General features: G+C 49.6%; 18 protein-coding genes and 8 tRNA genes. 24 read left to right on the top strand and 2 right to left on the bottom strand.

Features of this window, described 5'->3' with window-relative positions; all coding sequences use genetic code 11:
- Window positions 1-81: 81 nt before the first annotated feature.
- The 23 genes from pncC (at window position 82) to luxS (ending at window position 18,800) form a co-directional block, all read left to right on the top strand.
- Window positions 82-570, top strand: coding sequence for a nicotinamide-nucleotide amidase (gene pncC, locus LGV68_RS10695; RefSeq protein WP_024374200.1), 489 nt, complete (start codon window positions 82-84; stop codon window positions 568-570).
- Window positions 571-742: 172 nt separating this feature from the next.
- Window positions 743-1,795, top strand: a complete 1,053-nt coding sequence (gene recA / locus LGV68_RS10700; RefSeq protein WP_020330433.1) for a recombinase RecA — start codon at window positions 743-745, stop codon at window positions 1,793-1,795.
- A gap of 69 nt (window positions 1,796-1,864) precedes the next feature.
- Window positions 1,865-2,323 carry a recombination regulator RecX gene (recX, locus tag LGV68_RS10705; protein ID WP_252536712.1) on the top strand — a complete coding sequence of 153 codons (459 nt, stop codon included), beginning with the start codon at window positions 1,865-1,867 and terminating at the stop codon, window positions 2,321-2,323.
- 187 nt (window positions 2,324-2,510) lie between these two features.
- Window positions 2,511-5,093: an alanine--tRNA ligase gene (gene alaS, locus LGV68_RS10710; protein WP_202643156.1), complete on the top strand. Its 2,583-nt coding sequence runs from the start codon at window positions 2,511-2,513 to the stop codon at window positions 5,091-5,093.
- A gap of 206 nt (window positions 5,094-5,299) precedes the next feature.
- Complete coding sequence (locus LGV68_RS10715; RefSeq protein WP_222732358.1) at window positions 5,300-6,487, top strand: aspartate kinase; 1,188 nt, start codon at window positions 5,300-5,302, stop codon at window positions 6,485-6,487.
- Window positions 6,488-6,579: 92 nt separating this feature from the next.
- Window positions 6,580-6,777 carry a carbon storage regulator CsrA gene (gene csrA / locus LGV68_RS10720; RefSeq protein ID WP_004415691.1) on the top strand — a complete coding sequence of 66 codons (198 nt, stop codon included), beginning with the start codon at window positions 6,580-6,582 and terminating at the stop codon, window positions 6,775-6,777.
- Between the two features lie 182 nt (window positions 6,778-6,959).
- Window positions 6,960-7,052 (top strand) — tRNA-Ser (locus LGV68_RS10725).
- Between the two features lie 39 nt (window positions 7,053-7,091).
- Window positions 7,092-7,168, top strand: a tRNA-Arg gene (locus LGV68_RS10730).
- A 54-nt stretch (window positions 7,169-7,222) separates the two neighbouring features.
- Window positions 7,223-7,315, top strand: a tRNA-Ser gene (locus LGV68_RS10735).
- Between the two features lie 65 nt (window positions 7,316-7,380).
- Window positions 7,381-7,457 (top strand) — tRNA-Arg (locus tag LGV68_RS10740).
- A gap of 55 nt (window positions 7,458-7,512) precedes the next feature.
- Window positions 7,513-7,589 (top strand) — tRNA-Arg (locus tag LGV68_RS10745).
- A gap of 76 nt (window positions 7,590-7,665) precedes the next feature.
- Window positions 7,666-7,742 (top strand) — tRNA-Arg (locus LGV68_RS10750).
- Window positions 7,743-7,797: 55 nt separating this feature from the next.
- Window positions 7,798-7,874: transfer RNA gene (locus LGV68_RS10755), tRNA-Arg, on the top strand.
- Between the two features lie 76 nt (window positions 7,875-7,950).
- A tRNA-Arg gene (locus LGV68_RS10760) sits at window positions 7,951-8,027 on the top strand.
- A gap of 370 nt (window positions 8,028-8,397) precedes the next feature.
- Window positions 8,398-8,655, top strand: a complete 258-nt coding sequence (locus tag LGV68_RS10765) for an oxaloacetate decarboxylase subunit gamma (RefSeq protein ID WP_020330441.1) — start codon at window positions 8,398-8,400, stop codon at window positions 8,653-8,655.
- Between the two features lie 24 nt (window positions 8,656-8,679).
- On the top strand, window positions 8,680-10,467 hold the full coding sequence (gene oadA / locus LGV68_RS10770) for a sodium-extruding oxaloacetate decarboxylase subunit alpha (protein WP_252535178.1): 1,788 nt from the start codon (window positions 8,680-8,682) through the stop codon (window positions 10,465-10,467).
- Between the two features lie 9 nt (window positions 10,468-10,476).
- Entirely contained in the window at window positions 10,477-11,607 is a 1,131-nt protein-coding gene (locus LGV68_RS10775) for a sodium ion-translocating decarboxylase subunit beta (protein ID WP_020330443.1), read from the top strand.
- A gap of 108 nt (window positions 11,608-11,715) precedes the next feature.
- A complete protein-coding gene (locus tag LGV68_RS10780; RefSeq protein WP_020330444.1) occupies window positions 11,716-12,666 on the top strand; it encodes an NADP-dependent oxidoreductase in 951 nt (316 codons plus the stop codon).
- Window positions 12,660-13,121, top strand: coding sequence for a YqaA family protein (locus tag LGV68_RS10785; RefSeq protein WP_024374271.1), 462 nt, complete (start codon window positions 12,660-12,662; stop codon window positions 13,119-13,121). The genes LGV68_RS10780 and LGV68_RS10785 overlap by 7 nt, the downstream gene beginning before the upstream one ends.
- 9 nt (window positions 13,122-13,130) lie before the next feature.
- Complete coding sequence (locus tag LGV68_RS10790) at window positions 13,131-15,986, top strand: pitrilysin family protein (protein ID WP_252535180.1); 2,856 nt, start codon at window positions 13,131-13,133, stop codon at window positions 15,984-15,986.
- A gap of 100 nt (window positions 15,987-16,086) precedes the next feature.
- A complete protein-coding gene (gshA, locus tag LGV68_RS10795; RefSeq protein ID WP_222772581.1) occupies window positions 16,087-17,652 on the top strand; it encodes a glutamate--cysteine ligase in 1,566 nt (521 codons plus the stop codon).
- 1 nt (window position 17,653) lies between these two features.
- Window positions 17,654-18,256 carry a hypothetical protein gene (locus tag LGV68_RS10800; protein ID WP_020330448.1) on the top strand — a complete coding sequence of 201 codons (603 nt, stop codon included), beginning with the start codon at window positions 17,654-17,656 and terminating at the stop codon, window positions 18,254-18,256.
- A 25-nt stretch (window positions 18,257-18,281) separates the two neighbouring features.
- Window positions 18,282-18,800 (top strand): S-ribosylhomocysteine lyase, encoded by a 519-nt coding sequence (luxS, locus tag LGV68_RS10805; RefSeq protein ID WP_222772582.1) that lies wholly within the window; start codon window positions 18,282-18,284, stop codon window positions 18,798-18,800.
- 68 nt (window positions 18,801-18,868) lie between these two features.
- Here luxS and LGV68_RS10810 read toward each other — a convergent pair whose 3' ends face one another.
- A complete protein-coding gene (locus LGV68_RS10810; RefSeq protein ID WP_020330450.1) occupies window positions 18,869-20,143 on the bottom strand; it encodes an HlyC/CorC family transporter in 1,275 nt (424 codons plus the stop codon).
- 89 nt (window positions 20,144-20,232) lie between these two features.
- Entirely contained in the window at window positions 20,233-21,027 is a 795-nt protein-coding gene (locus LGV68_RS10815; protein ID WP_020330452.1) for an inner membrane protein YpjD, read from the bottom strand.
- Window positions 21,028-21,239: 212 nt separating this feature from the next.
- Between LGV68_RS10815 and ffh the strand changes: the two genes are divergently transcribed.
- Window positions 21,240-22,622 (top strand): signal recognition particle protein, encoded by a 1,383-nt coding sequence (gene ffh, locus LGV68_RS10820; protein WP_252535182.1) that lies wholly within the window; start codon window positions 21,240-21,242, stop codon window positions 22,620-22,622.
- The last annotated feature ends 23 nt before the right edge of the window (window positions 22,623-22,645 follow it).

Below are 22,645 nucleotides of genomic sequence, written 5' to 3' on the forward strand. Positions count from 1 at the left end.
TTACATCTTTTGTTTGTGGACATAGCGGCTTAGGATACGTGAATCCCTATCGAGCGAAAAGACGCAAAGAGGTTTTTGGTTATGGAATTACACCAAACATTAAGTCAGCAGGTTGGCGAACAATTGCTGGCAGCGGGTGAAATACTGGTTACGGCTGAGTCCTGCACGGGCGGCGGCGTAGCAACCGCGGTAACCGATATCGCAGGCAGCTCCGCGTGGTTTGATCGCGCGTTTGTGACCTACAGCAACGAAGCCAAGCAGGAAATGATTGGTGTTAAGGCTGCAACGCTGGAACAGTACGGCGCGGTATCGGAACCGGTTGTGGTTGAAATGGTACACGGCGCGCTAAAACACTCTCAGGGCAGCGTTGGTATTTCGATCAGTGGCATCGCGGGCCCGGGCGGCGGCAGCGCAGAAAAGCCGGTCGGCACCGTATGCTTTGCCTGGGCGAGTAAGCATGGTTGGCTTCATGTAGAAACTCAACATTTCGCCGGAAATCGCGCGCAAGTTCGCTATCAAGCGGTGCAACATGCCCTGCTGACGTTGAGCAAATATTTATCAATGGCTTAAGCGTTAAGTTTGTCGACTCGCTGCAACTTTTTTCCATACAGGGGTGGACACTGTATGAATCAACAGTATAATGAGCAGCAATCTGACAACAAATGTCGAACCGATTTCTACGCATTCACGTATCACTGTCGGTACTCAAACATAAATAGATAGTGACAGTCTGGAGAAAGTAATGGACGAGAACAAACAGAAGGCTCTGGCCGCAGCCCTGGGTCAAATTGAAAAGCAATTCGGTAAAGGTTCTATCATGCGCTTGGGTGACAACCGCACGATGGACGTAGAAACGATTTCTACCGGTTCACTTTCTCTGGATATCGCCTTGGGTGCGGGTGGCCTGCCAATGGGGCGTATCGTGGAAATCTACGGTCCGGAATCATCAGGTAAAACGACGCTGACTCTGGAACTGATCTCAGCGGCTCAGCGCGAAGGTAAAACATGTGCCTTCATCGATGCAGAGCACGCTCTGGATCCAGTTTATGCTCGTCGTCTGGGCGTGAAAATTGATGAACTGCTGGTGTCTCAGCCAGATACTGGTGAACAGGCGCTGGAAATCTGTGATGCATTGGCGCGTTCAGGTGCTGTTGACGTTATCGTCGTTGACTCGGTTGCAGCACTGACACCAAAAGCGGAAATTGAAGGCGAAATGGGCGACAGCCACATGGGTCTTCAGGCGCGTATGCTGTCGCAAGCGATGCGTAAACTGACGGGTAACCTGAAACAGTCAAACTGTATGTGCATCTTCATCAACCAAATCCGTATGAAGATTGGTGTGATGTTCGGTAACCCAGAAACCACTACTGGTGGTAACGCACTGAAATTCTATGCATCTGTTCGTCTGGATATTCGTCGTACCGGTTCTATCAAAGAAGGCGATGAAGTTGTCGGTAACGAAACTCGTATCAAAGTAGTGAAGAACAAGATTGCGGCGCCATTTAAAGAAGCCAACACGCAAATCATGTACGGCCAAGGCTTTAACCGTGAAGGTGAGCTGATTGAACTGGGCGTGAAGCACAAGCTGGTCGAAAAAGCAGGCGCTTGGTACAGCTACAACGGCGACAAGATCGGTCAGGGTAAAGCGAACGCGTGCAAATACCTGAGAGAAAATCCTGAAGTGGCTAAATTCATCGACAGCAAACTGCGTGAAATGCTGCTGAACCCTGAACAAGTTGCGGTAAACGAAGAGCCGGAATTTGGTTCAGTGCCAGAACAAGAAGAAGAGTTTTAATCCGACTCTTTACCGATGAAGCCCTGCTATTGCGGGGCTTTTTGCTATCAGAGAATTGATGGAAAAATCATGTATTCACGCTCACCGAAAATGACCTGCAAAGAAAACGCGCTGTTTTTGCTCACACGACGGGATCATGGGGAATACGAGTTGCACCAGAAACTACTCATTAAAGGTTTCGAAACGGAGGAAGTGGAGCAAGCGGTGCGCTATTGCCAAGAGCATGGCTATCTCAACGACTTACGTTATGCACACAGTCAGGTTCGACAACATGTGGCCAAAGGTCATGGCGAACGACGTATCCGTCAGGAACTGCAGCAAAAACGAGTGGATTCCGATATTGTCTCACAAGCGATGGAAGAAGAGGGCACAGACTGGTTTGAACTGGCTAAAGTTACGGCGCAGAAAAAGTTTTCTCCGCTCTCTACCCGGGAGCCCAAAGAGTACGCAAAGCGCGTTCGTTTTTTGCAATATCGTGGGTTTGGTTTTGACCAGATTCAGTATGCATTGAGTGATGAAGAAAGCTGACCGCAGCTCGATATTGTGGGGATTTTCCAGACATTTCACGTTGTTAACGGTTAAATCAAATTTAACTCTCTGACATTTCTTTGTATTTCAATTCATTTTCGTCTTTTCTTGAAGAAAACTAGGCGAACTCTTATCCATGCTTTACAATAGCGCAAAATTCTAACTTGAGTATTTCAGGAAGAGCTGCATGTACATGAGCACGGATGAGGTTCGCCGCGCGTTCCTCTCATTCTTTGAAAGTAAAGGTCACCAAATCGTCGACAGTTCGTCGTTGGTACCTGCAAATGACCCGACCCTGCTGTTCACTAACGCAGGTATGAACCAGTTTAAAGATTGTTTCCTAGGTTTGGAAAAGCGCGCTTACACGCGTGCCACCACTGCCCAACGTTGTGTGCGTGCTGGTGGTAAGCATAACGACTTAGAAAACGTCGGTTTCACCGCACGTCACCACACCTTTTTTGAGATGCTGGGTAACTTCAGCTTTGGTGACTATTTCAAAGAAGACGCCATCAAATTCGCATGGGAATTTCTGACTGAAGTACTGCAATTGCCTAAAGAGCGCCTGCTCGTCACTGTTTATCAGACCGACGATGAGGCGTTTGATATCTGGAACAAACAAGTTGGTATTCCTGCTGATCGTATTATTCGCATTGGTGACAAGCCTGGCGGCAAAGCGTACGAGTCAGATAACTTCTGGCAAATGGGTGATACTGGCCCTTGTGGTCCGTGTACCGAGATCTTCTACGATCACGGCGATCACATCTGGGGTGGACCTCCTGGTTCACCAGAAGAAGATGGCGACCGTTTCATCGAGATCTGGAACAACGTATTCATGCAGTTCAACCGCCATGCTGATGGAATGATGGAGCCGCTGCCAAAACCGTCTGTAGATACGGGTATGGGTATTGAGCGTATCTCTGCCATCATGCAGGGTGTGCATTCAAACTACGAAATCGATGTCTTCCAAACGTTGATCAAAGCTGCTGCTGACGTGATTGGTTACGACGATTTGTCGAATCAGTCTCTGCGCGTGGTGGCTGACCACATCCGCTCCTGTGCTTTCCTGATTGTTGATGGTGTTATGCCTTCAAACGAAGGTCGTGGTTACGTGCTGCGCCGCATCATTCGTCGTGCAGTACGTCACGGTAACAAGTTGGGCGCGAAAGGTGCATTCTTCTACAAACTGGTTGGCCCTCTGGCAGAAGTGATGGGGACAGCTGGCGAAGAACTGAAAAAACAACAAGCTATTGTTGAAAAAGTTCTGCGTATCGAAGAAGAAAACTTTGGCCGTACTCTGGATCGCGGTATGACGATTCTGAATGAAGCATTAGATGCGCTGTCTGGCACTGAGCTGGATGGTGAAACCGTGTTTAAGCTTTACGATACCTATGGCTTCCCTGCTGACCTGACCAACGATGTGGCTCGTGAACGTGGCTTTACTATCGATGAAACTGGTTTTGAAACGGCAATGGAAGAGCAGCGTCAACGTGCACGTGAAGCGGGTCAATTCGGCACCGACTACAACCAGTTGATTAAAGTTGAAGGTACAACTGAGTTCTGCGGTTACAGCGCGACTCAGGGTGAAAGTGTCATCGCTGACATGTTTGTGGAAGGCAAAGAAGCCGCTTCTCTGTCAGCTGGTGACAAAGCGATCATCGTTCTGGATGAAACACCATTCTACGCAGAATCAGGTGGCCAGTGTGGTGATACGGGTGTGCTCAAAACCGAAGCGGGTGTATTCCACGTACAGGATACGCAAAAGCTGGGCAATGCGATTGCGCATCACGGCGTTGTGGCTGAAGGTGTATTCGCTCAGGGCGATAAAGTTCAGGCTATTGTCGATGCTAAGCGTCGCAAAGCAATTTCGCTTAACCACTCTGCCACGCACCTGCTGCACGAAGCCCTGCGTCGTGTTCTTGGTGAGCACGTGATGCAGAAAGGTTCTCTGGTTCGTGCGGAAGCTCTGCGTTTTGACTTCTCGCACCTAGAAGCTGTTTCTGCGGCTGAACTTAAAGAAGTTGAGCGTCTGGTGAACGAACAGGTTCGCACCAACCACAACATTGAAACCAACATCATGGATATCGAAGCGGCGAAAGCCAAAGGCGCGATGGCTCTGTTTGGTGAGAAATACGACGATCAGGTTCGCGTTCTGTCGATGGGCGATTTCTCAACAGAACTGTGTGGCGGTATTCACGCTAGCAGCACTGGTGATATCGGTCTGTTCAAGATCACTTCTGAAAGTGGTATCGCAGCGGGTATCCGCCGCATTGAAGCGGTAACCGGCGAGGCGGCACTGGATTACCTTGACGCACAACAGTCTCAGTTTGAGAGCAAAGTTTCTGAGATGGCGTCTAAAGCGAAGAGTCTGGAAAAAGAGATTCAGCAACTGAAAGACAAACTGGCTGCAAAAGAAAGTGCCAATCTGACCAGCAAAGTTAAAGAAATCGCTGGTGTGAAAGTACTGATAGCGCAACTAGATGGTGCAGATAACAAGGCGCTACGCGGCATGGTTGATGAACTGAAGAATCAGCTGGGTAGCGGCATTATTATGCTGGGCAACGTGGCTGACGATAAAGTGGGTCTGATTGCTGGCGTAACAAAAGATCTGACTGCCAAAGTGAAAGCAGGGGAACTGGTGAACATGGTTGCCCAGCAAGTTGGCGGTAAAGGCGGTGGTCGCCCAGATATGGCTCAAGCGGGTGGTAGCGATGCAGCAGCATTGCCTTCAGCCTTGGAGTCCGTAGACGCTTGGATTGCTGAGCGTCTATAACAAACTGAAATAAATAGCGCTCAATCAAAACAATTTTTGATTGAGCGTAACTTTATCTGGTCAACCAAGTGGTTTAATTGGCTTAATTTTGTACAAGGCCGATTAGCTGCTTGGTTTTGTTTTTGCAACTACTAAACTGATAGACAACTCGTTGGTGAGCACAGTTTAGTCCGAATGAGACTTTGGTCTTGGGAAGGTGAATACTGGTGAAAAAGCCCCTTATCGTGCAAAAGTTCGGCGGAACTTCAGTAGGCTCGATTGAGCGCATGCATACTGTCGCTGAACACATCATTAAAGCGAAAAATGATGGTAATCAAGTTGTTGTTGTTGTCTCTGCGATGTCAGGCGAAACCAACCGACTGCTGGGTTTAGCCCAACAAGTAGATAGCGTACCAACCGCTAGGGAACTTGATGTTTTGCTCTCTGCTGGTGAGCAGGTGTCTATGGCACTGGTGGCAATGACTCTGAATAAACTGGGTTATGCTGCTCGCTCTCTAACCGGAGCTCAAGCGAACATTGTGACGGATAACCAACACAATGACGCGACGATTAAAACGATTGATACACGAACGATTACGGAACTTCTGGAGCAAGATCAGATTGTTATCGTAGCCGGTTTCCAGGGTATCAATGAGAATGGGGATATCACCACTTTAGGTCGTGGCGGTTCGGATACCAGTGCGGTGACATTGGCCGGAGCGCTCAACGCAGATGAGTGCCAAATATTCACTGATGTTGACGGGGTTTATACCTGTGACCCTCGAGTTGTAGCGAATGCAAAGAAACTGGACGTGATCGATTTTCCTTCGATGGAAGAGATGGCACGTAAAGGCGCGAAAGTGCTCCATCTGCCTTGTGTTCAGTACGCTTGGGAAAATCAGGTTCCACTAAGAGTATTGTCGACGTTTGATGTGAACGAAGGAAGCCTGATTAAAGGCGAACTCGGTACGCAAGCGGTGTGTGGTCTGGCGGTTCAACGCGATATGTCTCTGATTACTGTTGAACATGACTCATTATCCAGCCTGACAAAACAGTGTCAGATGTTGGGAGTGGAAGTCTGGAATGTGATCGAAAAGGCAGAATGGGCAGGAGTTGTGGTAAAACGCGATGCCTGTGCCAAGTTGGATCTGGTGTTCAGCGACAAAATCCGTAATAGTGAACATGTGAGTTTACTGACTACGGTCGGTCTGCAAGCGCCTGACTTAGAGGAGCATTCCCGTATACTGTTGTCTGAAAAAGGCATCGACGTGCATTATGCTTCTACGACTTCACAATCATTGATGTTGATGCTTGCGCCGCAATGCGTTGACGAAGCGGCAAATATTTTGCACGAAGCTTATATCGATTCGGAAACACTTGTGGACTTTCAACCTAAACATGCATTTTTAGGCTGATTTGACTGCAATAGAGAGTTTACGAAAATATAACTTTTAGTGGATAATAACGTAGTTGCAAGATAATACAGAGATTACTCAAGGAGCAAAGAATGCTAATTTTGACTCGCCGCGTTGGCGAAACACTCATGATCGGTGACGAAGTGACAGTAACAGTACTTGGTGTTAAAGGTAACCAAGTGCGTATCGGTGTAAACGCTCCGAAAGAAGTTTCTGTGCACCGTGAAGAAATCTACATGCGCATTCAAGCTGAAAAAGGTAATGGTAACGTTGCATCAGGCAACTACTAATTATCGAAGAAAGGCTGGCAAATTTGCCGGCCTTTTTTGTCTTTCAGACATTCATTTTTAATAAAAGTGTAATTTCACACCGCTTTGGTTAAATAGCCAACGGTTAAGCGTTTTTTTACTATTTTCGCCAAGAAAGTGTTTGACATATTTTTGGTAAATCGTAATATGTGCCTCCGCAAGACGGTGAGGTGGCCGAGAGGCCGAAGGCGCTCCCCTGCTAAGGGAGTATGCGGTTTATAGCCGCATCGAGGGTTCGAATCCCTCCCTCACCGCCATTTCTTGCGACACTTAATTTAGCACATTAGGTGAAATGCGCGTCCGTAGCTCAGCTGGATAGAGTACCTGGCTACGAACCAGGCGGTCAGAGGTTCGAATCCTCTCGGACGCGCCATATTCCTTCGGGAGTATGAAAAGTTCTGAAACGTAAGTTTTGGAAGAGAAAAGTGGTGAGGTGGCCGAGAGGCCGAAGGCGCTCCCCTGCTAAGGGAGTATGCGGTTTATAGCCGCATCGAGGGTTCGAATCCCTCCCTCACCGCCATTTCTTCGCCTTCGGGCAAATTTTTATTCCAAAAGAATAAAAATGTGATATTCTTCACAATCTGCGCGCTCGTAGCTCAGCTGGATAGAGTACCTGGCTACGAACCAGGCGGTCAGAGGTTCGAATCCTCTCGAGCGCGCCATTATTTTTACGCTCTTGATTTATCAGGAGTGGATTGTGAAAACAATCAAGCCTGCGCGTCCGTAGCTCAGCTGGATAGAGTACCTGGCTACGAACCAGGCGGTCAGAGGTTCGAATCCTCTCGGACGCGCCATTCTTTCTTCTGAAAGAATATTGTGAATAAGGGTAATGCCCTGATGCTAAGCGGTTTGTTTAGCCTCGAAAATTGCGCGCTCGTAGCTCAGCTGGATAGAGTACCTGGCTACGAACCAGGCGGTCAGAGGTTCGAATCCTCTCGAGCGCGCCATTATTTTTAAGCTCTTGATTTATCAGGAGTGGATTGTGAAAACAATCAAGCCTGCGCGTCCGTAGCTCAGCTGGATAGAGTACCTGGCTACGAACCAGGCGGTCAGAGGTTCGAATCCTCTCGGACGCGCCATTTTTTCTTATGAAAGAACATTGTGAATAAGGGTAATGCCCTGATGCTAAGCGGTTTGTTTAGTCTCGAAAATTGCGCGCTCGTAGCTCAGCTGGATAGAGTACCTGGCTACGAACCAGGCGGTCAGAGGTTCGAATCCTCTCGAGCGCGCCATTCTTATAAAGCCTCGCATTCGCGAGGCTTTTTTATTTACATCTCGTTATCATTTTGTTTATCTCCTATTTACAACTCATTGTTTTTATTGGGCTGCTTGCCACTTTATTAACCACATCTCAATTTTCATTTTGAATCTTCATTAATCTAGTTATATTGGCCACAAAAGTTAGAAAGTGTGTCGGTTATTTCACGACATTTTGTGATTTGTGTGACGAATCTTTCACCGATTTTGTGGATCGCCCGCAACTGTGCAGTGAACAAAATTGACAATTTTTCACCAAAATTGATAATTTCGGTTCACATGCCGACGCGGAATGGTCGTTCGTGTTCGGTATATGTTGTCAGGATGACACAGAAAGGAAGCAAAATGACTAATATTGGAAGCCTGCTAGTAGATGCGGCCACCCTGATGGTTACGGGGATGTCGGTCGTATTTCTATTCCTCACCATTCTGGTTTACCTCGTTCGATTTATGTCTAAATTGGTACCACAAGAAGTACCACCATCGTTCGTCGCACCAGTTCCAGCGAAAAAAGTGAACCCCACCTCTGCTGCTGTCAGCCCTCAGGTTGTGGCTGCTATTTCCGCTGCCGTACATCAATACCGTACTTCAGCGTCGAAGTAGTAAGGATTAAAAGGAGTTATACGCATGTCTAAACCTCTCGCTATTACTGATGTCGTCCTACGCGACGCGCATCAATCCCTGTTCGCGACGCGCCTGCGTCTCGAGGATATGCTGCCGATTGCGGCAGAACTGGATAAAGTGGGTTACTGGTCGTTGGAAACCTGGGGTGGTGCTACTTTTGATGCTTGTATTCGTTACTTGGGAGAAGATCCTTGGGAACGTCTGCGCGCTCTGAAGCAAGCGATGCCAAATACACCGATGCAAATGCTGCTGCGCGGCCAGAACCTGTTGGGCTATCGCCACTATGCGGATGATGTGGTGGCGAAATTTGTGGAACGTGCTCACACCAACGGTATGGATGTATTCCGTATCTTTGATGCGATGAATGATGTCCGCAATTTTGAAAAAGCGGTTAAAGCCACGATAGAAGTTGGTGCGCACGCACAGGGGACGCTCTCTTACACGACTAGCCCGGTACACAACACCGATACCTGGGTTGATCTGGCCAAACGTTTGGAAGATCTGGGTTGCCACTCGCTGTGTATTAAAGATATGTCAGGTCTGCTTAAACCGTATGAAGCGGAGGAGCTGATCCGTCGTATTAAAGCATCTTGTTCTGTGCCGTTGGCGCTGCATTGCCATGCCACCACTGGCTTGTCGACAGCGACGGCAATCAAAGCCGTAGAAGCTGGCATTGATATTCTCGATACCGCTATCTCTTCAATGAGCCAGACCTACGGCCATACTCCCACCGAAACGGTGGTGGCGATGCTGCAAGGTACTGAACGTGATACAAACTTGAAGTTGGAACAACTTGATCCGATTGCTGCTTATTTCCGTGATGTCCGTAAAAAGTACGCCAAATTTGAAGGCCAGCTCAAGGGCGTGGATTCCCGTATTCTGATTGCTCAGGTACCAGGTGGTATGCTGACCAACATGGAGAGCCAACTCAAAGAGCAGGGCGCGGCGGATCGTATGGATGAAGTGCTGCAAGAGATTCCCCGTGTGCGTGAAGATCTCGGTTTCATTCCGTTGGTGACCCCAACGTCTCAAATCGTTGGTACACAGGCGGTTATCAATGTCCTGACGGGTGAGCGTTACAAGAGCATCACGAAGGAAACTGCAGGCGTACTGAAAGGTGAGTACGGCGCGGCTCCAGCACCCGTAAACGCAGCGTTGCAAGCCAAGGTACTTGATGGCGCAGAAGCAATCACTTGCCGTCCGGCAGATTTGCTACACGCTGAAATGGACCATCTGACTACCGATTTGCTGGCTAAAGCCAAAGCAGACGGTATTTCATTGGCAGAAGATGTGGTCGATGACGTGCTGACTTACGCCTTGTTCCCTCAGGTAGGACTCAAGTTCCTGAAAAATCGTCATAATCCGGACGCTTTTGAGCCGGCTCCAGGTTGTGAACCTGCGCCAGCAGCGGCACCTGTCGTATCGGCATCGAGCGGAGGTGTGGAAACTTACAGCGTACGCGTTGATGGACAGGTATATAACGTTGAAGTCGGCCCCCAAGGTCAGCTCACTTCAGTGATTCCTACAGCAGCAACCCAAGCGGCTCCGGTTATCGCACCCGCTGAGACTGTATCGGATGCGGAAGCCGTTCCGGCTCCTCTGGCAGGGAATATTTTCAAAATCAACGTCCAAGCGGGTAGTGAAGTCGCGGAAGGCGATATTTTGATCGTGCTGGAAGCGATGAAGATGGAAACTGAAATTCGCGCTGCACGAGGCGGTGTGGTTCAGGATCTGCACGTCAAAGAGGGTGACTCTGTGACGGTTGGCGCACCTTTGCTTAGTCTGGCGTAAGGGAGAACCATGGACGGATTAATGACCTTATGGTCAGAGACGGGTATTGCCAATTTTGAATTTGGTCAGATCATCATGATCATGGTTGGCTGTTTGCTGCTGTTTCTGGCGATTCGTAAAGGGTTTGAACCTTTGTTGCTGTTGCCGATTGGTTTTGGGGCCGTGTTGGCCAACATTCCGAACGCTGGTTTTACTGAACCGGGTGGCTTGTTGTACTACGTTTATCACGTGGGGATTGAATCCGGGGTTTTCCCGCTGTTGATCTTCATGGGCGTAGGGGCGATGACGGATTTTGGCGCGCTGATCGCTAACCCGAAAACGTTATGGTTGGGGGCGGCGGCGCAGTTGGGTATTTTTGCCACTCTGTTTGGCGCCATCATGTTGAACTACGTGCCGGGTATGGAATTCACCATGGCAGATGCCTCATCGATTGCGATTATCGGTGGTGCGGATGGGCCAACCGCTATCTTCCTTGCCAGCCAGTTATCGCCAGACTTACTCGGGGCGATTGCTGTGGCAGCTTATAGCTACATGGCGCTGGTGCCTATCATTCAACCGCCAATTATGAAAGCGTTGACCACGCCAGAGGAACGTCAGATCAAAATGGCTCAGCTGCGCCATGTCGGAAAGACGGAGAAAATTATCTTTCCATTGGTGGTGTTGCTGATGACGATACTCTTTCTTCCTGCAGCGACGCCACTGGTCGGGATGTTCTGTCTGGGCAACCTGATGCGTGAAGCGGGTGTGGTTGAGCGTTTGTCTAAGACGGCGCAGAACGAGCTGATCAATATTGTGACGATTTTCCTCGGGCTTGGCGTCGGTTCGAAATTGCAGGCTGATAAGTTCCTCAATCTGGAAACGCTCGGTATTCTGGCACTGGGTGCTGCGGCGTTCAGTATTGGTACGGCTGGCGGCGTGATCATGGCGAAGATCCTCAACAAGTTCTCCAAGGAAGACATCAACCCATTAATTGGAGCCGCAGGCGTGTCTGCAGTTCCTATGGCGGCTCGAGTGGTGAATAAAGTAGGACTGGAAGCCAATCCTCAGAACTTCCTGCTGATGCATGCTATGGGACCTAACGTCGCTGGTGTGCTGGGTTCGGCGGTGGCCGCAGGCGTGTTGTTGGCTCTGGTCGGTTAATCTCTGGTTAAATTGCGAACTGAGAGTTAACGATCATAAAGAAAATGGTATATATTCAAGGGGATGCTTCGGCATCCCTTTTTATTTGCCTCGATAGGGACCCTGGAAATGGACAACAAGCAGATCGCAATTACCCAGTTCGGCGGGCCGGAAGTGCTCGCGATTCAAACCTCCGCTATTCCTGAGCCTCAGGCGGGTGAAGTGTTAGTGAAAGTCGCATTTGCGGGCATCAACCCTATCGATGTGAAAACTCGTGCTGGTCTTGGTTGGGCGGCGGCGCAGAACAAAGACAACCTTCCTTGGGTTCCGGGCTATGACATCTCTGGCACAGTGGTCAGAGTGGGAAGTGAAGTCAGTGAGCTCAAAGCCGGGGTCAATGTGGCCGGTTTTATCGGCTTCCCGCTGCGCGGCGGCGGTTACAGCCAATATGTGTGTGTACCGGAAAAAGAACTCAGCATCATCCCCGATGCAGTGACGCTAGAAGCCGCTGCCGTCTTGCCTCTGGCGGGGCAAACCGCTGCGCAGGCGCTCAATAAAGCTCAGGTCAAAGAAGGCGACCGCGTGCTAATTCTCGCTGGTGCCGGAGGGGTGGGGCATCTGGCGGTGCAAATCGCGATTGCGGCGAAGGCCGAAGTGTATACCACCTGTAGCGAAAGCAATCTTGATTATCTGGCGACCTTGGGCGCGCATGCGATCAACTATAATTTTGCGCCGGTTTCCCAGCGTCTCGAACAAGTCGATGTCCTGATTGATCTGGTCGGCGGCGATGCGGCGCTGGATGCACTCAAATGTCTTAACGATAATGCCCGCGTGGTGACGGTACCGACGTTGAGTGCGGAGCTTATTTGCGAGAAAGCGAAAATGCTCGGCTTTGAAGCCACCGGTATGCTGGTGGATCCCAATCCCGAGCAGCTTAATACCATGTTGTACATGGTTAGTGTCGGGCTATTGAAGACCGAAATTCAACAGGTGTATCCGATGAGTGACGTGCAGCAAGCTCACACTCAGATTGAGTCCGGACACACTCGAGGCAAGGTGTTGCTTGATATGCAATGCTAGAGTGGTTTAACTCTGGCTTTACCGAACTGGCACTGCTGTTTTCCAATTCCGCCCTCTGGGTGCTGTTCCTAGGGGGCTTTCTGAGTGCGACCCTGTTGCCCGGCGGGTCAGAGGCGGCACTGGTTGCGACCTTATCTCTGCAACAATATTCCGTATTTTGGGTGATTGTGGTCGCCACTGTGGGTAATACCCTCGGTGGTGTCACCAACTATTGGCTGGGTTTATGGCTGCCCAACCGAACTGAACACGAAAAACAAGGTCATAAAGCATTAGCCTGGCTGAATAAACACGGCTATTGGGCGTTGCTGTTTAGTTGGTTGCCAATTATTGGCGACCCTCTCTGTCTGGCAGCTGGCTGGCTTCGCATGAATTGGTTTCCCGTCTTTACTCTTATTCTGATTGGTAAAGCATTACGTTATTCGCTGCTGGCTGCTCTCTTTTATGGTTTTTTCTAAGGAGAAGTCATGAGAAAACTCTGGTTTGGTGCTTTTTCTCTTATCGCTTTGTACGGCTGCACATCGACAACGGCACCTGTTTCGCTTTTCTCATCTCTACCTTCCGGTGTTTCACTGGTTGAAAAAGTGGATGCACAACCGGGAAAAGTGATGATCCCGTACTCCAAGTACCGTCTTGATAATGGGTTGACGGTGATTCTGTCGCCGGATCACTCTGATCCATTGGTGCATGTGGATGTGACTTACCATGTAGGCTCAGCGCGCGAAGTGGCGGGTAAGTCCGGATTTGCCCATTTCTTCGAACACATGATGTTCCAGGGCTCGAAACATGTCGGCGATCAACAGCATTTCCGTATCATTACTGAAGCGGGTGGTTCATTGAATGGTACCACCAACCGCGATCGCACCAACTACTACGAGACGGTGCCGTCCAATCAATTGGAAAAAGTGTTGTGGCTGGAATCGGATCGCATGGGCTTTTTGCTGGATGCGGTGTCGCAGCGCAAATTCGAAATTCAGCGCGATACAGTGAAAAACGAGCGCGCGCAAAACTATGACAACCGTCCCTATGGTTTGATCTGGGAGAAAATGAGTGAGGCCATCTATCCGGAAGGTCACCCATATTCCTGGCAAACGATTGGCTACGTGCAAGATCTGGATCGGGTTGACGTCAATGATCTGAAAGCTTTTTTCCTGCGCTGGTATGGACCGAACAATGCGGTATTAACCATTGGTGGTGATATTGATGTGGATAAAACGCTGGCGTGGGTGAGCAAATACTTTGGCTCGATTCCGAAAGGACCAGAAGTGGATAATGCACCGAAGCAGCCAGCGAGCTTACCGCAGGATCGTTTTATCACCCTGCAGGATCGTATTCAGCAACCTATGGTGGTGATTGGCTGGCCAACTGCGTATCGCGGTGCCGAGGATCAGGCCTCATTGGACGCCTTAGCAAAAGTGTTGGGTAGCGGATCCAACAGTCTGCTGTATCAGAATCTGGTTAAAACGCAAAAAGCGGTTGATGCGGGAGCCTTCCAGGATTGTGCGGAGCTGGCGTGTACTTTCTACGTTTACGCGATGGCACCTTCGGGTGACAAAGCACAGCTTAAACCGCTGTATCACGAGTTGATGCAGACGTTGCAGCAATTCAAGCAATCGGGTGTTGATAAAGCACGTCTGGAGCAGATTAACGGCATGGCGGAAGCCAACGCGGTATTCGCGCTGGAAAGTGTGCAAGGCAAAGTCACTCAGTTAGCGAGTAACCAGACTTTCTACGGTCAGCCGGATCGCATCGAAACGCAATTGGCCGATTTACGCGCCGTCTCTCCGCAGTCGGTGTCGCAGGTGTTTAACCAGTACCTCGATGGTCAGCATAAAGTCACATTGAGCGTCGTGCCAAAAGGTCAAACGCAACTGGCGGTTCAAGCGGATAACTTTACACCGCCAGAGCGGGCTGTACCTGAGTATCACAAAATTAGCGACAGTGACCTTCATTATCGCGCAGTGAAGGACAATTTCGATCGTTCATTGATGCCTAAAGTCGCAGAAGCTGTGCAGGTACATATGCCGCCGCTGTATGACATCTACTTTGATAACGGAGCGGAACTGCTGGGCACTCAGACGACCGAAACGCCAACCGTGCTGGTGGAAATCAAACTGCCAGCGGGGGAACGCCACGTTGTGCCGGGCAAAGAAGGGTTAGCCAATCTGACCGCAGCAATGCTGGAAGAAGGTTCCACCACCCGCAATGTAGAACAGATTCAGGCACAACTGGATAAGTTAGGCTCTCAGGTCAGCGTCAATGCCAATGCGTATTCAACCAGCATTGTGATTTCGAGCCTGAAAAAGAATCTGGCTGAAACCATGAATGTGGTTGAAGAGGTGCTGTTCAAACCTGGCTTCAGAAAAGAGGACTTTAACCGCATCAAGCAGCAAATGATCCAGGGCGTGGTGTATCAGCATCAGCAGCCTAGCTGGCTGGCTTCGCAGGCAACTCGTCAGGTATTGTTCGGGGATTCAATTTTTGCTCGGGCCAGTGATGGTACGGAAGCTTCGATTGCGGCTCTGACACTTGATGATGTTAAGAATTTCTACCGTAAATACTACACGCCACATGGCGCGCAGATTGTGGTTGTGGGAGACATCGGTAAACGCGAAGTGCGTAAGCAACTGCAGTTCTTTGCCAACTGGCACGGAGAGGCGTCTCCGCTTCTGCGTCCGCAAGTGGTGCCGAATCTCGATGGTCAGAAAATCTACTTAGTCGACAAGCCGGGAGCGCCACAAACCATTGTTCGCCTGGTGCGTCGTGGGTTGCCGTTTGATGCCACTGGTGAGCTTTATCTCAGCCAGCTTGCCAACTTTAATCTGGCGGGCAACTTCAACAGCCGTATCAACCAGAACCTGCGTGAGGACAAAGGCTACACCTATGGTGCCAGCAGCTATTTTGTCAGCAACCGAGAGGTCGGTGGGATTGTGTTCAATGCTCAAGTGCGCGCCGACTCGACTGTGCCATCGATCATTGAGATGGAAAAAGAGATGGACCGCTTCAGCAAACAAGGAATGACCAACGAGGAAATGAAATTTTTACGCCTCGCGGTCGGTCAACAAGATGCTCTGAGTTACGAAACGCCATCACAGAAAGCGCAGTTACTCAGTAGTATTCTGACTTACAGCTTAGATAAAGATTATCTGCAGCAACGCAATGACATCGTCAAAAGCGTGGATAAGTCGACACTGGATGAACTGGCGGCGAAATGGTTTGTACCCGCGGATTATCAAATCATTGTTGTGGGAGATGCCAAATCGCTGAAGCCACAGCTAGAAAAGTTAACTATTCCCGTAGAAGAGCTTGAAATCATCCGCTAGAGTACACATTAAAGAGGAGGCGAAGTTCCGCCTCCTGCTTCTATCGTGGCGGGTTAAGCTCAGCTTCATTGGATTTATACACATATAAGCGAATCTCATTTTGACTAATTTTGCCGCGCGACTTGAACGAGTTGCTAATCAACCTGAAGTGTTTCAACAGTTTGGCCGAGGCGTTGAACGTGAAACGCTGCGTTACACTCCTGAGGGGGCAATTGCTCAAACACCTCATCCAACAGCACTGGGTTCGGCACTGACCAATAACTGGATCACGACGGATTTCGCAGAATCTCTGCTGGAGTTCATCACTCCGGTTTCTCATGACGTTCAGGCGCTGATGTCGCAACTGGCGGACATTCATCATTTTGCCCAGACGAAGATTGGTGAAGAAAAATTGTGGCCGCTCTCAATGCCGTGTTATGTCGGCAGTGAAGACGATATTACGCTGGCGCAATATGGCTCTTCCAACTCCGGACGCATGAAAACACTATACCGTACTGGCCTGAAACGCCGTTACGGCAGCCTGATGCAAATCATTTCTGGTGTGCATTTCAACTTTTCCTTCCCGGATTCGTTCTGGGATGCCCTGTATGGTGAACAGTCAGAGGAAGAGCGTCAGGCCACGAAATCGGACGCCTATTTTGCGCTGATCCGTAACTATTACCGCTTTGGCTGGTTAATTCCTTATTTCTTTGGCGCTTCACCTGCTCTGTGTTCGTCGTTCATTCAGGGGCGCGAAACGTCACTGGAGTTTGAGAACATCGGCCATACGTTGTATCTGCCGCATGCGACATCACTGCGTTTGAGCGATCTGGGTTACACCAACCACGCGCAAAGTGTGCTGCGAATTGGTTTCAATGGAATTGAGCAATATCTGACTGGCCTCAATGCGGCCATTCGCACACCTTCCGATGAGTTTGCCCGCATTGGGGTGAAAGTCGACGGTGAGTACCGTCAGCTCAATAGCAATGTGCTGCAGATTGAAAATGAACTGTATGCTCCGATCCGTCCTAAACGTGTGGCAAAAAGTGGTGAAAAGCCGTCTGAAGCGCTGGCTCGTGGTGGCGTGGAATACATCGAAGTTCGCTCGCTGGATGTGAACCCATTCAGCCCGGTCGGTATTACCGAGCAGCAGGTTCGTTTCCTCGACCTATTCCTGACTTGGACTGCGCTGTCGGATTCAGATCCGATGGACAATTGCGAACTGGAATGTTGGCGTGATAACTGGAGCAAAGTAGTACTGGAAGGGCGTAAGCCTGGTCTGGAGCTACAAATCGGCTGTCACGGTGAGAAATTGTCGCTGCAAGCCTGGGCCAAACGCGTATTTGCTGATTTGTCTCTGATTGCGGAACTGATGGATTCAGTGCATGGCGGCAGTGCATATCAGGATGTGTGTCGCGAACTGGAAAGCTGGATCGATCATCCGGAACGTACGTTGTCAGCACAAATTCTGGAGCTGACCAAACAGCACGGCGGATTAGGGAAAACGGGGTGTGCGCTGGGGCTGAAATACCGTGAACATAACCTGAATCATCAATACGAGGCATACTCTGCCCAGTTGATGGAAGAGGAAGTAGTGCGTTCTATGGCAGCTCAGAAGCAGATTGAGCAACAAGACGAACTCAGCTTTGATGCCTTTCTTGAACACTACTTTGCCTACCTGAAATAACATGGCGGTGGCGAAATGGTTATCTGTTAGCACACTTCTGCTTTTGGCGGGGTGTGCGACGTCGCCACCCAGCAAACAGAACAACCTATGTGAAATCTTTCGTGAAAAGCCGCAGTGGTATGAAGATGCGGTGGAGATGCAGGATGAATGGGGGACTCCGATTCAGATTGCAATGGCGATCATCAAACAGGAAAGCAGTTTCCGCCATGATGCGAAGCCACCGAAAGATTATCTATTGGGTTTTATTCCATGGGGTCGGGTCAGCAGTGCTTATGGCTATGCTCAGGCGCAAGACCCTGCCTGGGACGATTTCCAGCGAGCCACGGACTACGGCGGTTCGCGCACCAATTTTGATGATTCGTTAATGTTTATCGGCTGGTACACCAGCGAAACACAAAAAACACTTGGGGTATCGAAGTGGGATACCTATCATCAATATCTCGCTTATCATGAAGGACGAGGTGGCTTTAAACGCAAAAGTTACCAATCGAAACCGACTTTGATCAAAGTGGCTCGTAAAGTCGAGCAACAGGCAAAAGACTACGGATGGCAACTGAAACAGTGCCGTCAGGAATTAGAAGACAACCGAAGCTGGTTTTTCTGAACTGGCATGCAATGGAGAAAGGACAATGCCATTATTAGACAGTTTTACCGTCGATCACACTCGCATGAACGCACCGGCTGTGCGTGTTGCGAAAACCATGCAGACGCCAAAAGGCGACACCATTACGGTGTTTGACCTGCGTTTTACGATGCCAAACAAAGGCATTCTGTCAGAGAAAGGGATTCACACTCTTGAGCATCTTTACGCGGGCTTTATGCGCGCGCATCTGAACGGTGCGAACGTGGAAATCATCGATATTTCCCCAATGGGCTGCCGTACAGGTTTTTACATGAGCCTGATTGGTGCGCCAAGTGAAGAACAGGTGGCTGCCGCTTGGTTGGCTGCAATGCAAGATGTTCTGAAGGTGGAAAGTCAGGACAAGATTCCTGAACTGAACGAATACCAGTGTGGTACGGCAGCGATGCACTCGCTGACGGAAGCTAAAGCGATTGCAGAGAAAGTGATTGCCGCAGGCATTCAGGTCAACAAGAATGATGAACTGGCACTGCCAGAGTCAATGTTGAAAGAGCTGAAAGTACACTAAGGCTAAGAATGAGAAAAAGGCTTGGGATGACCAAGCCTTTTTTGTATGCGTTGTGAGTGCGAGTAACGCTACGCCTTCTTATTTTTGCGTGGATATACTCGAACCAGTTTGATACGGTTTTCTTCCAGCTCGACGATCTCCATTGGGTGACCAGCGACTTTGACACTCAGGTGACTGGCTGGAATCTCTTCGAGATGTTCCAGAATCAAACCGTTCAGTGTGCGTGGACCATCGGTCGGGAATTTCCACTTCAGGCTCTTGTTGATATCACGAATATTGGCGCTGCCTTCAATCAAAAAGCTGCCATCGCCTTGCGGTGTAATTTCATCCGCTAAACTCGGCGCAATGGATGTGGTGAACTCGCCGACAATCTCTTCCAGAATATCTTCCAAGGTGATGAGACCAATAATGTCACCGTACTCATCCACGATGAGGCCGATGCGCTCTTTGTTGCGTTGGAACTTAAGCAACTGCACGTTAAGTGGTGTGCCTTCCGGAATGAAATACACTTCATCGGCGGCACGCAATAACGTTTCTTTGGTGAACTCATTTTTCTCCAACACGAAGCGCGCCGCTTCACGCAAACGCAACATGCCGACCACTTCATCAATATGATCGCGATACAACACCACTCGGCCATGAGGTGAGTGGGTTAGCTGACGCACAATTGATTTCCAGTCATCGTTAATGTTGATGCCAGTAATTTCATTGCGCGGAATCATAATGTCGTTGACGGTAACGTGTTCCAGATCGAGGATCGACAGCAACATGTCCTGGTGGCGGCGTGGGATCAGGCCGCCAGCCTCATTCACCACCGTACGCAGTTCTTCTGAGCTGAGCGGGTCATCGCCACCATGCTGCGCAGACAAACCCAGCAGACGAATAAAACCGTTGGTAATAAAGTTGACGAACACCACCAGCGGCGACATCACTTTCATCAGAATAGAGAGCAGAATACTGCTGGCGTAAGAGACGCGTTCCGGATACAGCGCCGCCAGTGTTTTCGGCGTGACTTCGGCAAACACCAGAATCACTAAGGTGAGCACACCAGTAGCAATCGCAACGCCGATATCGCCATACAAGCGCATGCCCAAAATGGTGGCGATTGCGGAGGCCAGAATGTTAACTAGGTTGTTACCGATCAGAATCAGGCCGATCAAACGGTCAGGACGGCCAAGCAGCTTTTCAACGCGTTTGGCCCCTTTGTGGCCAGTGTTCGCTAAGTGCTTTAGGCGATAACGGTTCAGCGACATCATGCCTGTCTCTGAACCGGAGAAGTAGGCGGAAATAATAATAAGACACGCGAGTAGCGCAAATAAGATACCCGTTGATATGTCGTCCAAAACGCTTGTTTTCCTTATAACTGTTTTCGGTAATTAATGGCCTATCCCAGGCGGGGTGTCAATGTCGATTAAGGTCTAACCCGTTGACCTTAGCGCAGAATAATCTCTCTGACAAATCGGCTGCCAAAGTACGCCAGCGTCAGTAAGGTCGCACCAGCAACAGCAAACCAGGTAACTTTGCGTCCGCGCCAGCCTTTCTGATAGTGACCCCAAAGTAGGATGGAATACACAATCCAGGCAATGAAGGAGAGGATGCCTTTGTGCGCCTTCCCTTGGGCAAACATATCCTGTACGAACACAAAACCAGTGATCAGTGTCCCGGTCAGCAGCAGGTTACCGATCAGAATGATCTTAAACAGCTGACGCTCGACCATGAGCAATGGCGGCAGGTTAGGGTTAATGGTCAGCCCTTTTTTCTTCTTCAGCTTGTAGTCCAGCCAGGCTAGCTGCAGCGCATAGAGAGCACCAATCGACAAGGTAGAGTAGGAGAAAAGTGCTAAAGAAATATGAAACATCAGCTTGGGATCATTTTCCAAATGGGTAATGAAGGTTCCGGGTAGGAACGCCGCCGCTGACAGATTAATGGCAGAGAAGCTGTACACCACTGGCAGTAAAAACCACAGTCGTGCTTTGAACATTGCCAGGCTCATGACCAGTGAAATAATAAAGCTGATCAGCGAGGCCACGTTGAGGATACTTAGGTTTTGACCACTGCCGTGCAGGATCAGGTCACTCAACAGCCAAGCGTGAAACAACAGCGCCAGTGCGGCACTGATAAACACCGTTTTAGCTTTGATCCCGGTTTGGTTGGCCAGCCCTGGCACGATCGTCGCGATTGACAGTACATACAAGATGGCGGCAACGATAGCGATTAAGTTGTCCATGCTTCTCACAAAAATGGTTGCTGAATTAGCGAATTATACCCTGCCTAACCCCAATGAGCTACGCCGGATCGTGATCGATTTTGAGAGTTGAGATATCGCGATATAGCCCAATCTTATAAAGAAACGTGGATGCAACCTCGCAATGGGTATGCCTATTCATTTGGCTAAGGTATACTCACCGATATTAATCGCCTTATCGCGAAGAGAAAAAGATGTTTGAGAATTTAACGGATCGATTGTCCAAAACGCTGAAAAATATCAGCGGTAAAGGTCGTCTTACTGAAGACAACATTAAAGAGACGTTACGCGAAGTACGTATGGCTCTGCTGGAAGCAGACGTTGCGTTGCCGGTCGTACGTGAATTTGTCAGCCGTGTAAAAGAGAAAGCGGTTGGCGTTGAAGTTTCAAAATCCCTGACGCCAGGCCAGGAATTCATCAAAATCGTTCGCGGTGAACTCGAAGCGGTGATGGGGGAGTCCAATGAAGCTTTGAATCTGGCGACTCAGCCACCGGCAGTGATTCTGATGGCGGGTTTGCAGGGGGCGGGTAAAACTACCTCGGTTGGTAAACTGTCGAAACTGCTGAAAGAGCGCGATAAGAAGAAAGTTCTGGTGGTTTCAGCTGACGTATATCGCCCTGCGGCGATCAAACAGTTGGAAACGCTGGCCAATGATCTCGAGGTGGATTTCTTCCCATCGTCTCCGGATCAAAAGCCTATTGATATTGCTAATGCGGCGATTGACCATGCGAAGAAGAAATTCTTTGATGTGCTGATTGTCGATACCGCGGGCCGTCTGGCGATTGACGAGCAGATGATGGGCGAAATCCAAGATCTGCATAAAGCGATTAAGCCAGTTGAAACGCTATTTGTGGTCGATGCAATGACCGGCCAGGATGCAGCCAACACGGCGAAGGCGTTTGGTGATGCACTGCCGCTAACCGGTGTGATTCTGACGAAAGTCGACGGTGACGCCCGTGGCGGTGCTGCGCTGTCCGTGCGTCATATTACTGGGAAACCGATCAAGTTCCTTGGTGTGGGTGAGAAAACCGACGCGCTGGAACCTTTCCACCCGGATCGCGTGGCCTCACGTATTCTGGGTATGGGTGATGTCCTGTCGCTGATCGAAGATCTGCAACGCAATGTCGACCAGGAAAAAGCCGAGAAACTGGCGAAGAAATTCAAAGAGAAGAAAGGCTTCGATCTGGAAGATTTTCGTGAACAGCTAGGCCAGATGCAGAACATGGGCGGAATGATGGGGATGCTGGATAAGCTGCCAGGTATGTCTCAGCTGCCTTCGGACATCAAAGACAAAGTCGATGACCGTATGTTCAAACAGATGGAAGCGATCATCAGTTCGATGACCATGAAAGAGCGTCAGAACCCTGAACTCATCAAAGGCTCACGTAAGAAACGCATCGCGACAGGTTCAGGGACGCAAGTTCAGGATGTTAATCGCCTGCTGAAGCAGTTCACGCAGATGCAGAAGATGATGAAGAAAATGCAAAAAGGCGGCATGAAAGGCATGATGCGTAACATGCAAGGCCTGATGGGTGGCGGCGGCGGAGGCTTCGGTGGCGGATTTTTCGGCCGCTAAGCATCCATGTGAGTGAGACAACT

Origin of the sequence: Vibrio sp. LQ2 (genome assembly GCF_023920125.1) — a bacterium.
GTDB lineage: Bacteria > Pseudomonadota > Gammaproteobacteria > Enterobacterales > Vibrionaceae > Vibrio > Vibrio fluvialis.

Bases quoted from the DNA above. Each gene is read 5' to 3' on its own strand.
- pncC (WP_024374200.1), top strand. From the start codon at position 82: ATGGAATTACACCAAACATTAAGTCAGCAGGTTGGCGAACAATTGCTG.
- recA (WP_020330433.1), top strand. From the start codon at position 743: ATGGACGAGAACAAACAGAAGGCTCTGGCCGCAGCCCTGGGTCAAATT.
- recX (WP_252536712.1), top strand. From the start codon at position 1,865: ATGTATTCACGCTCACCGAAAATGACCTGCAAAGAAAACGCGCTGTTT.
- alaS (WP_202643156.1), top strand. From the start codon at position 2,511: ATGTACATGAGCACGGATGAGGTTCGCCGCGCGTTCCTCTCATTCTTT.
- csrA (WP_004415691.1), top strand. From the start codon at position 6,580: ATGCTAATTTTGACTCGCCGCGTTGGCGAAACACTCATGATCGGTGAC.
- LGV68_RS10765 (WP_020330441.1), top strand. From the start codon at position 8,398: ATGACTAATATTGGAAGCCTGCTAGTAGATGCGGCCACCCTGATGGTT.
- oadA (WP_252535178.1), top strand. From the start codon at position 8,680: ATGTCTAAACCTCTCGCTATTACTGATGTCGTCCTACGCGACGCGCAT.
- LGV68_RS10775 (WP_020330443.1), top strand. From the start codon at position 10,477: ATGGACGGATTAATGACCTTATGGTCAGAGACGGGTATTGCCAATTTT.
- LGV68_RS10780 (WP_020330444.1), top strand. From the start codon at position 11,716: ATGGACAACAAGCAGATCGCAATTACCCAGTTCGGCGGGCCGGAAGTG.
- LGV68_RS10785 (WP_024374271.1), top strand. From the start codon at position 12,660: ATGCTAGAGTGGTTTAACTCTGGCTTTACCGAACTGGCACTGCTGTTT.
- LGV68_RS10790 (WP_252535180.1), top strand. From the start codon at position 13,131: ATGAGAAAACTCTGGTTTGGTGCTTTTTCTCTTATCGCTTTGTACGGC.
- LGV68_RS10800 (WP_020330448.1), top strand. From the start codon at position 17,654: ATGGCGGTGGCGAAATGGTTATCTGTTAGCACACTTCTGCTTTTGGCG.
- luxS (WP_222772582.1), top strand. From the start codon at position 18,282: ATGCCATTATTAGACAGTTTTACCGTCGATCACACTCGCATGAACGCA.
- LGV68_RS10815 (WP_020330452.1), bottom strand. From the start codon at position 21,027: ATGGACAACTTAATCGCTATCGTTGCCGCCATCTTGTATGTACTGTCA.
- ffh (WP_252535182.1), top strand. From the start codon at position 21,240: ATGTTTGAGAATTTAACGGATCGATTGTCCAAAACGCTGAAAAATATC.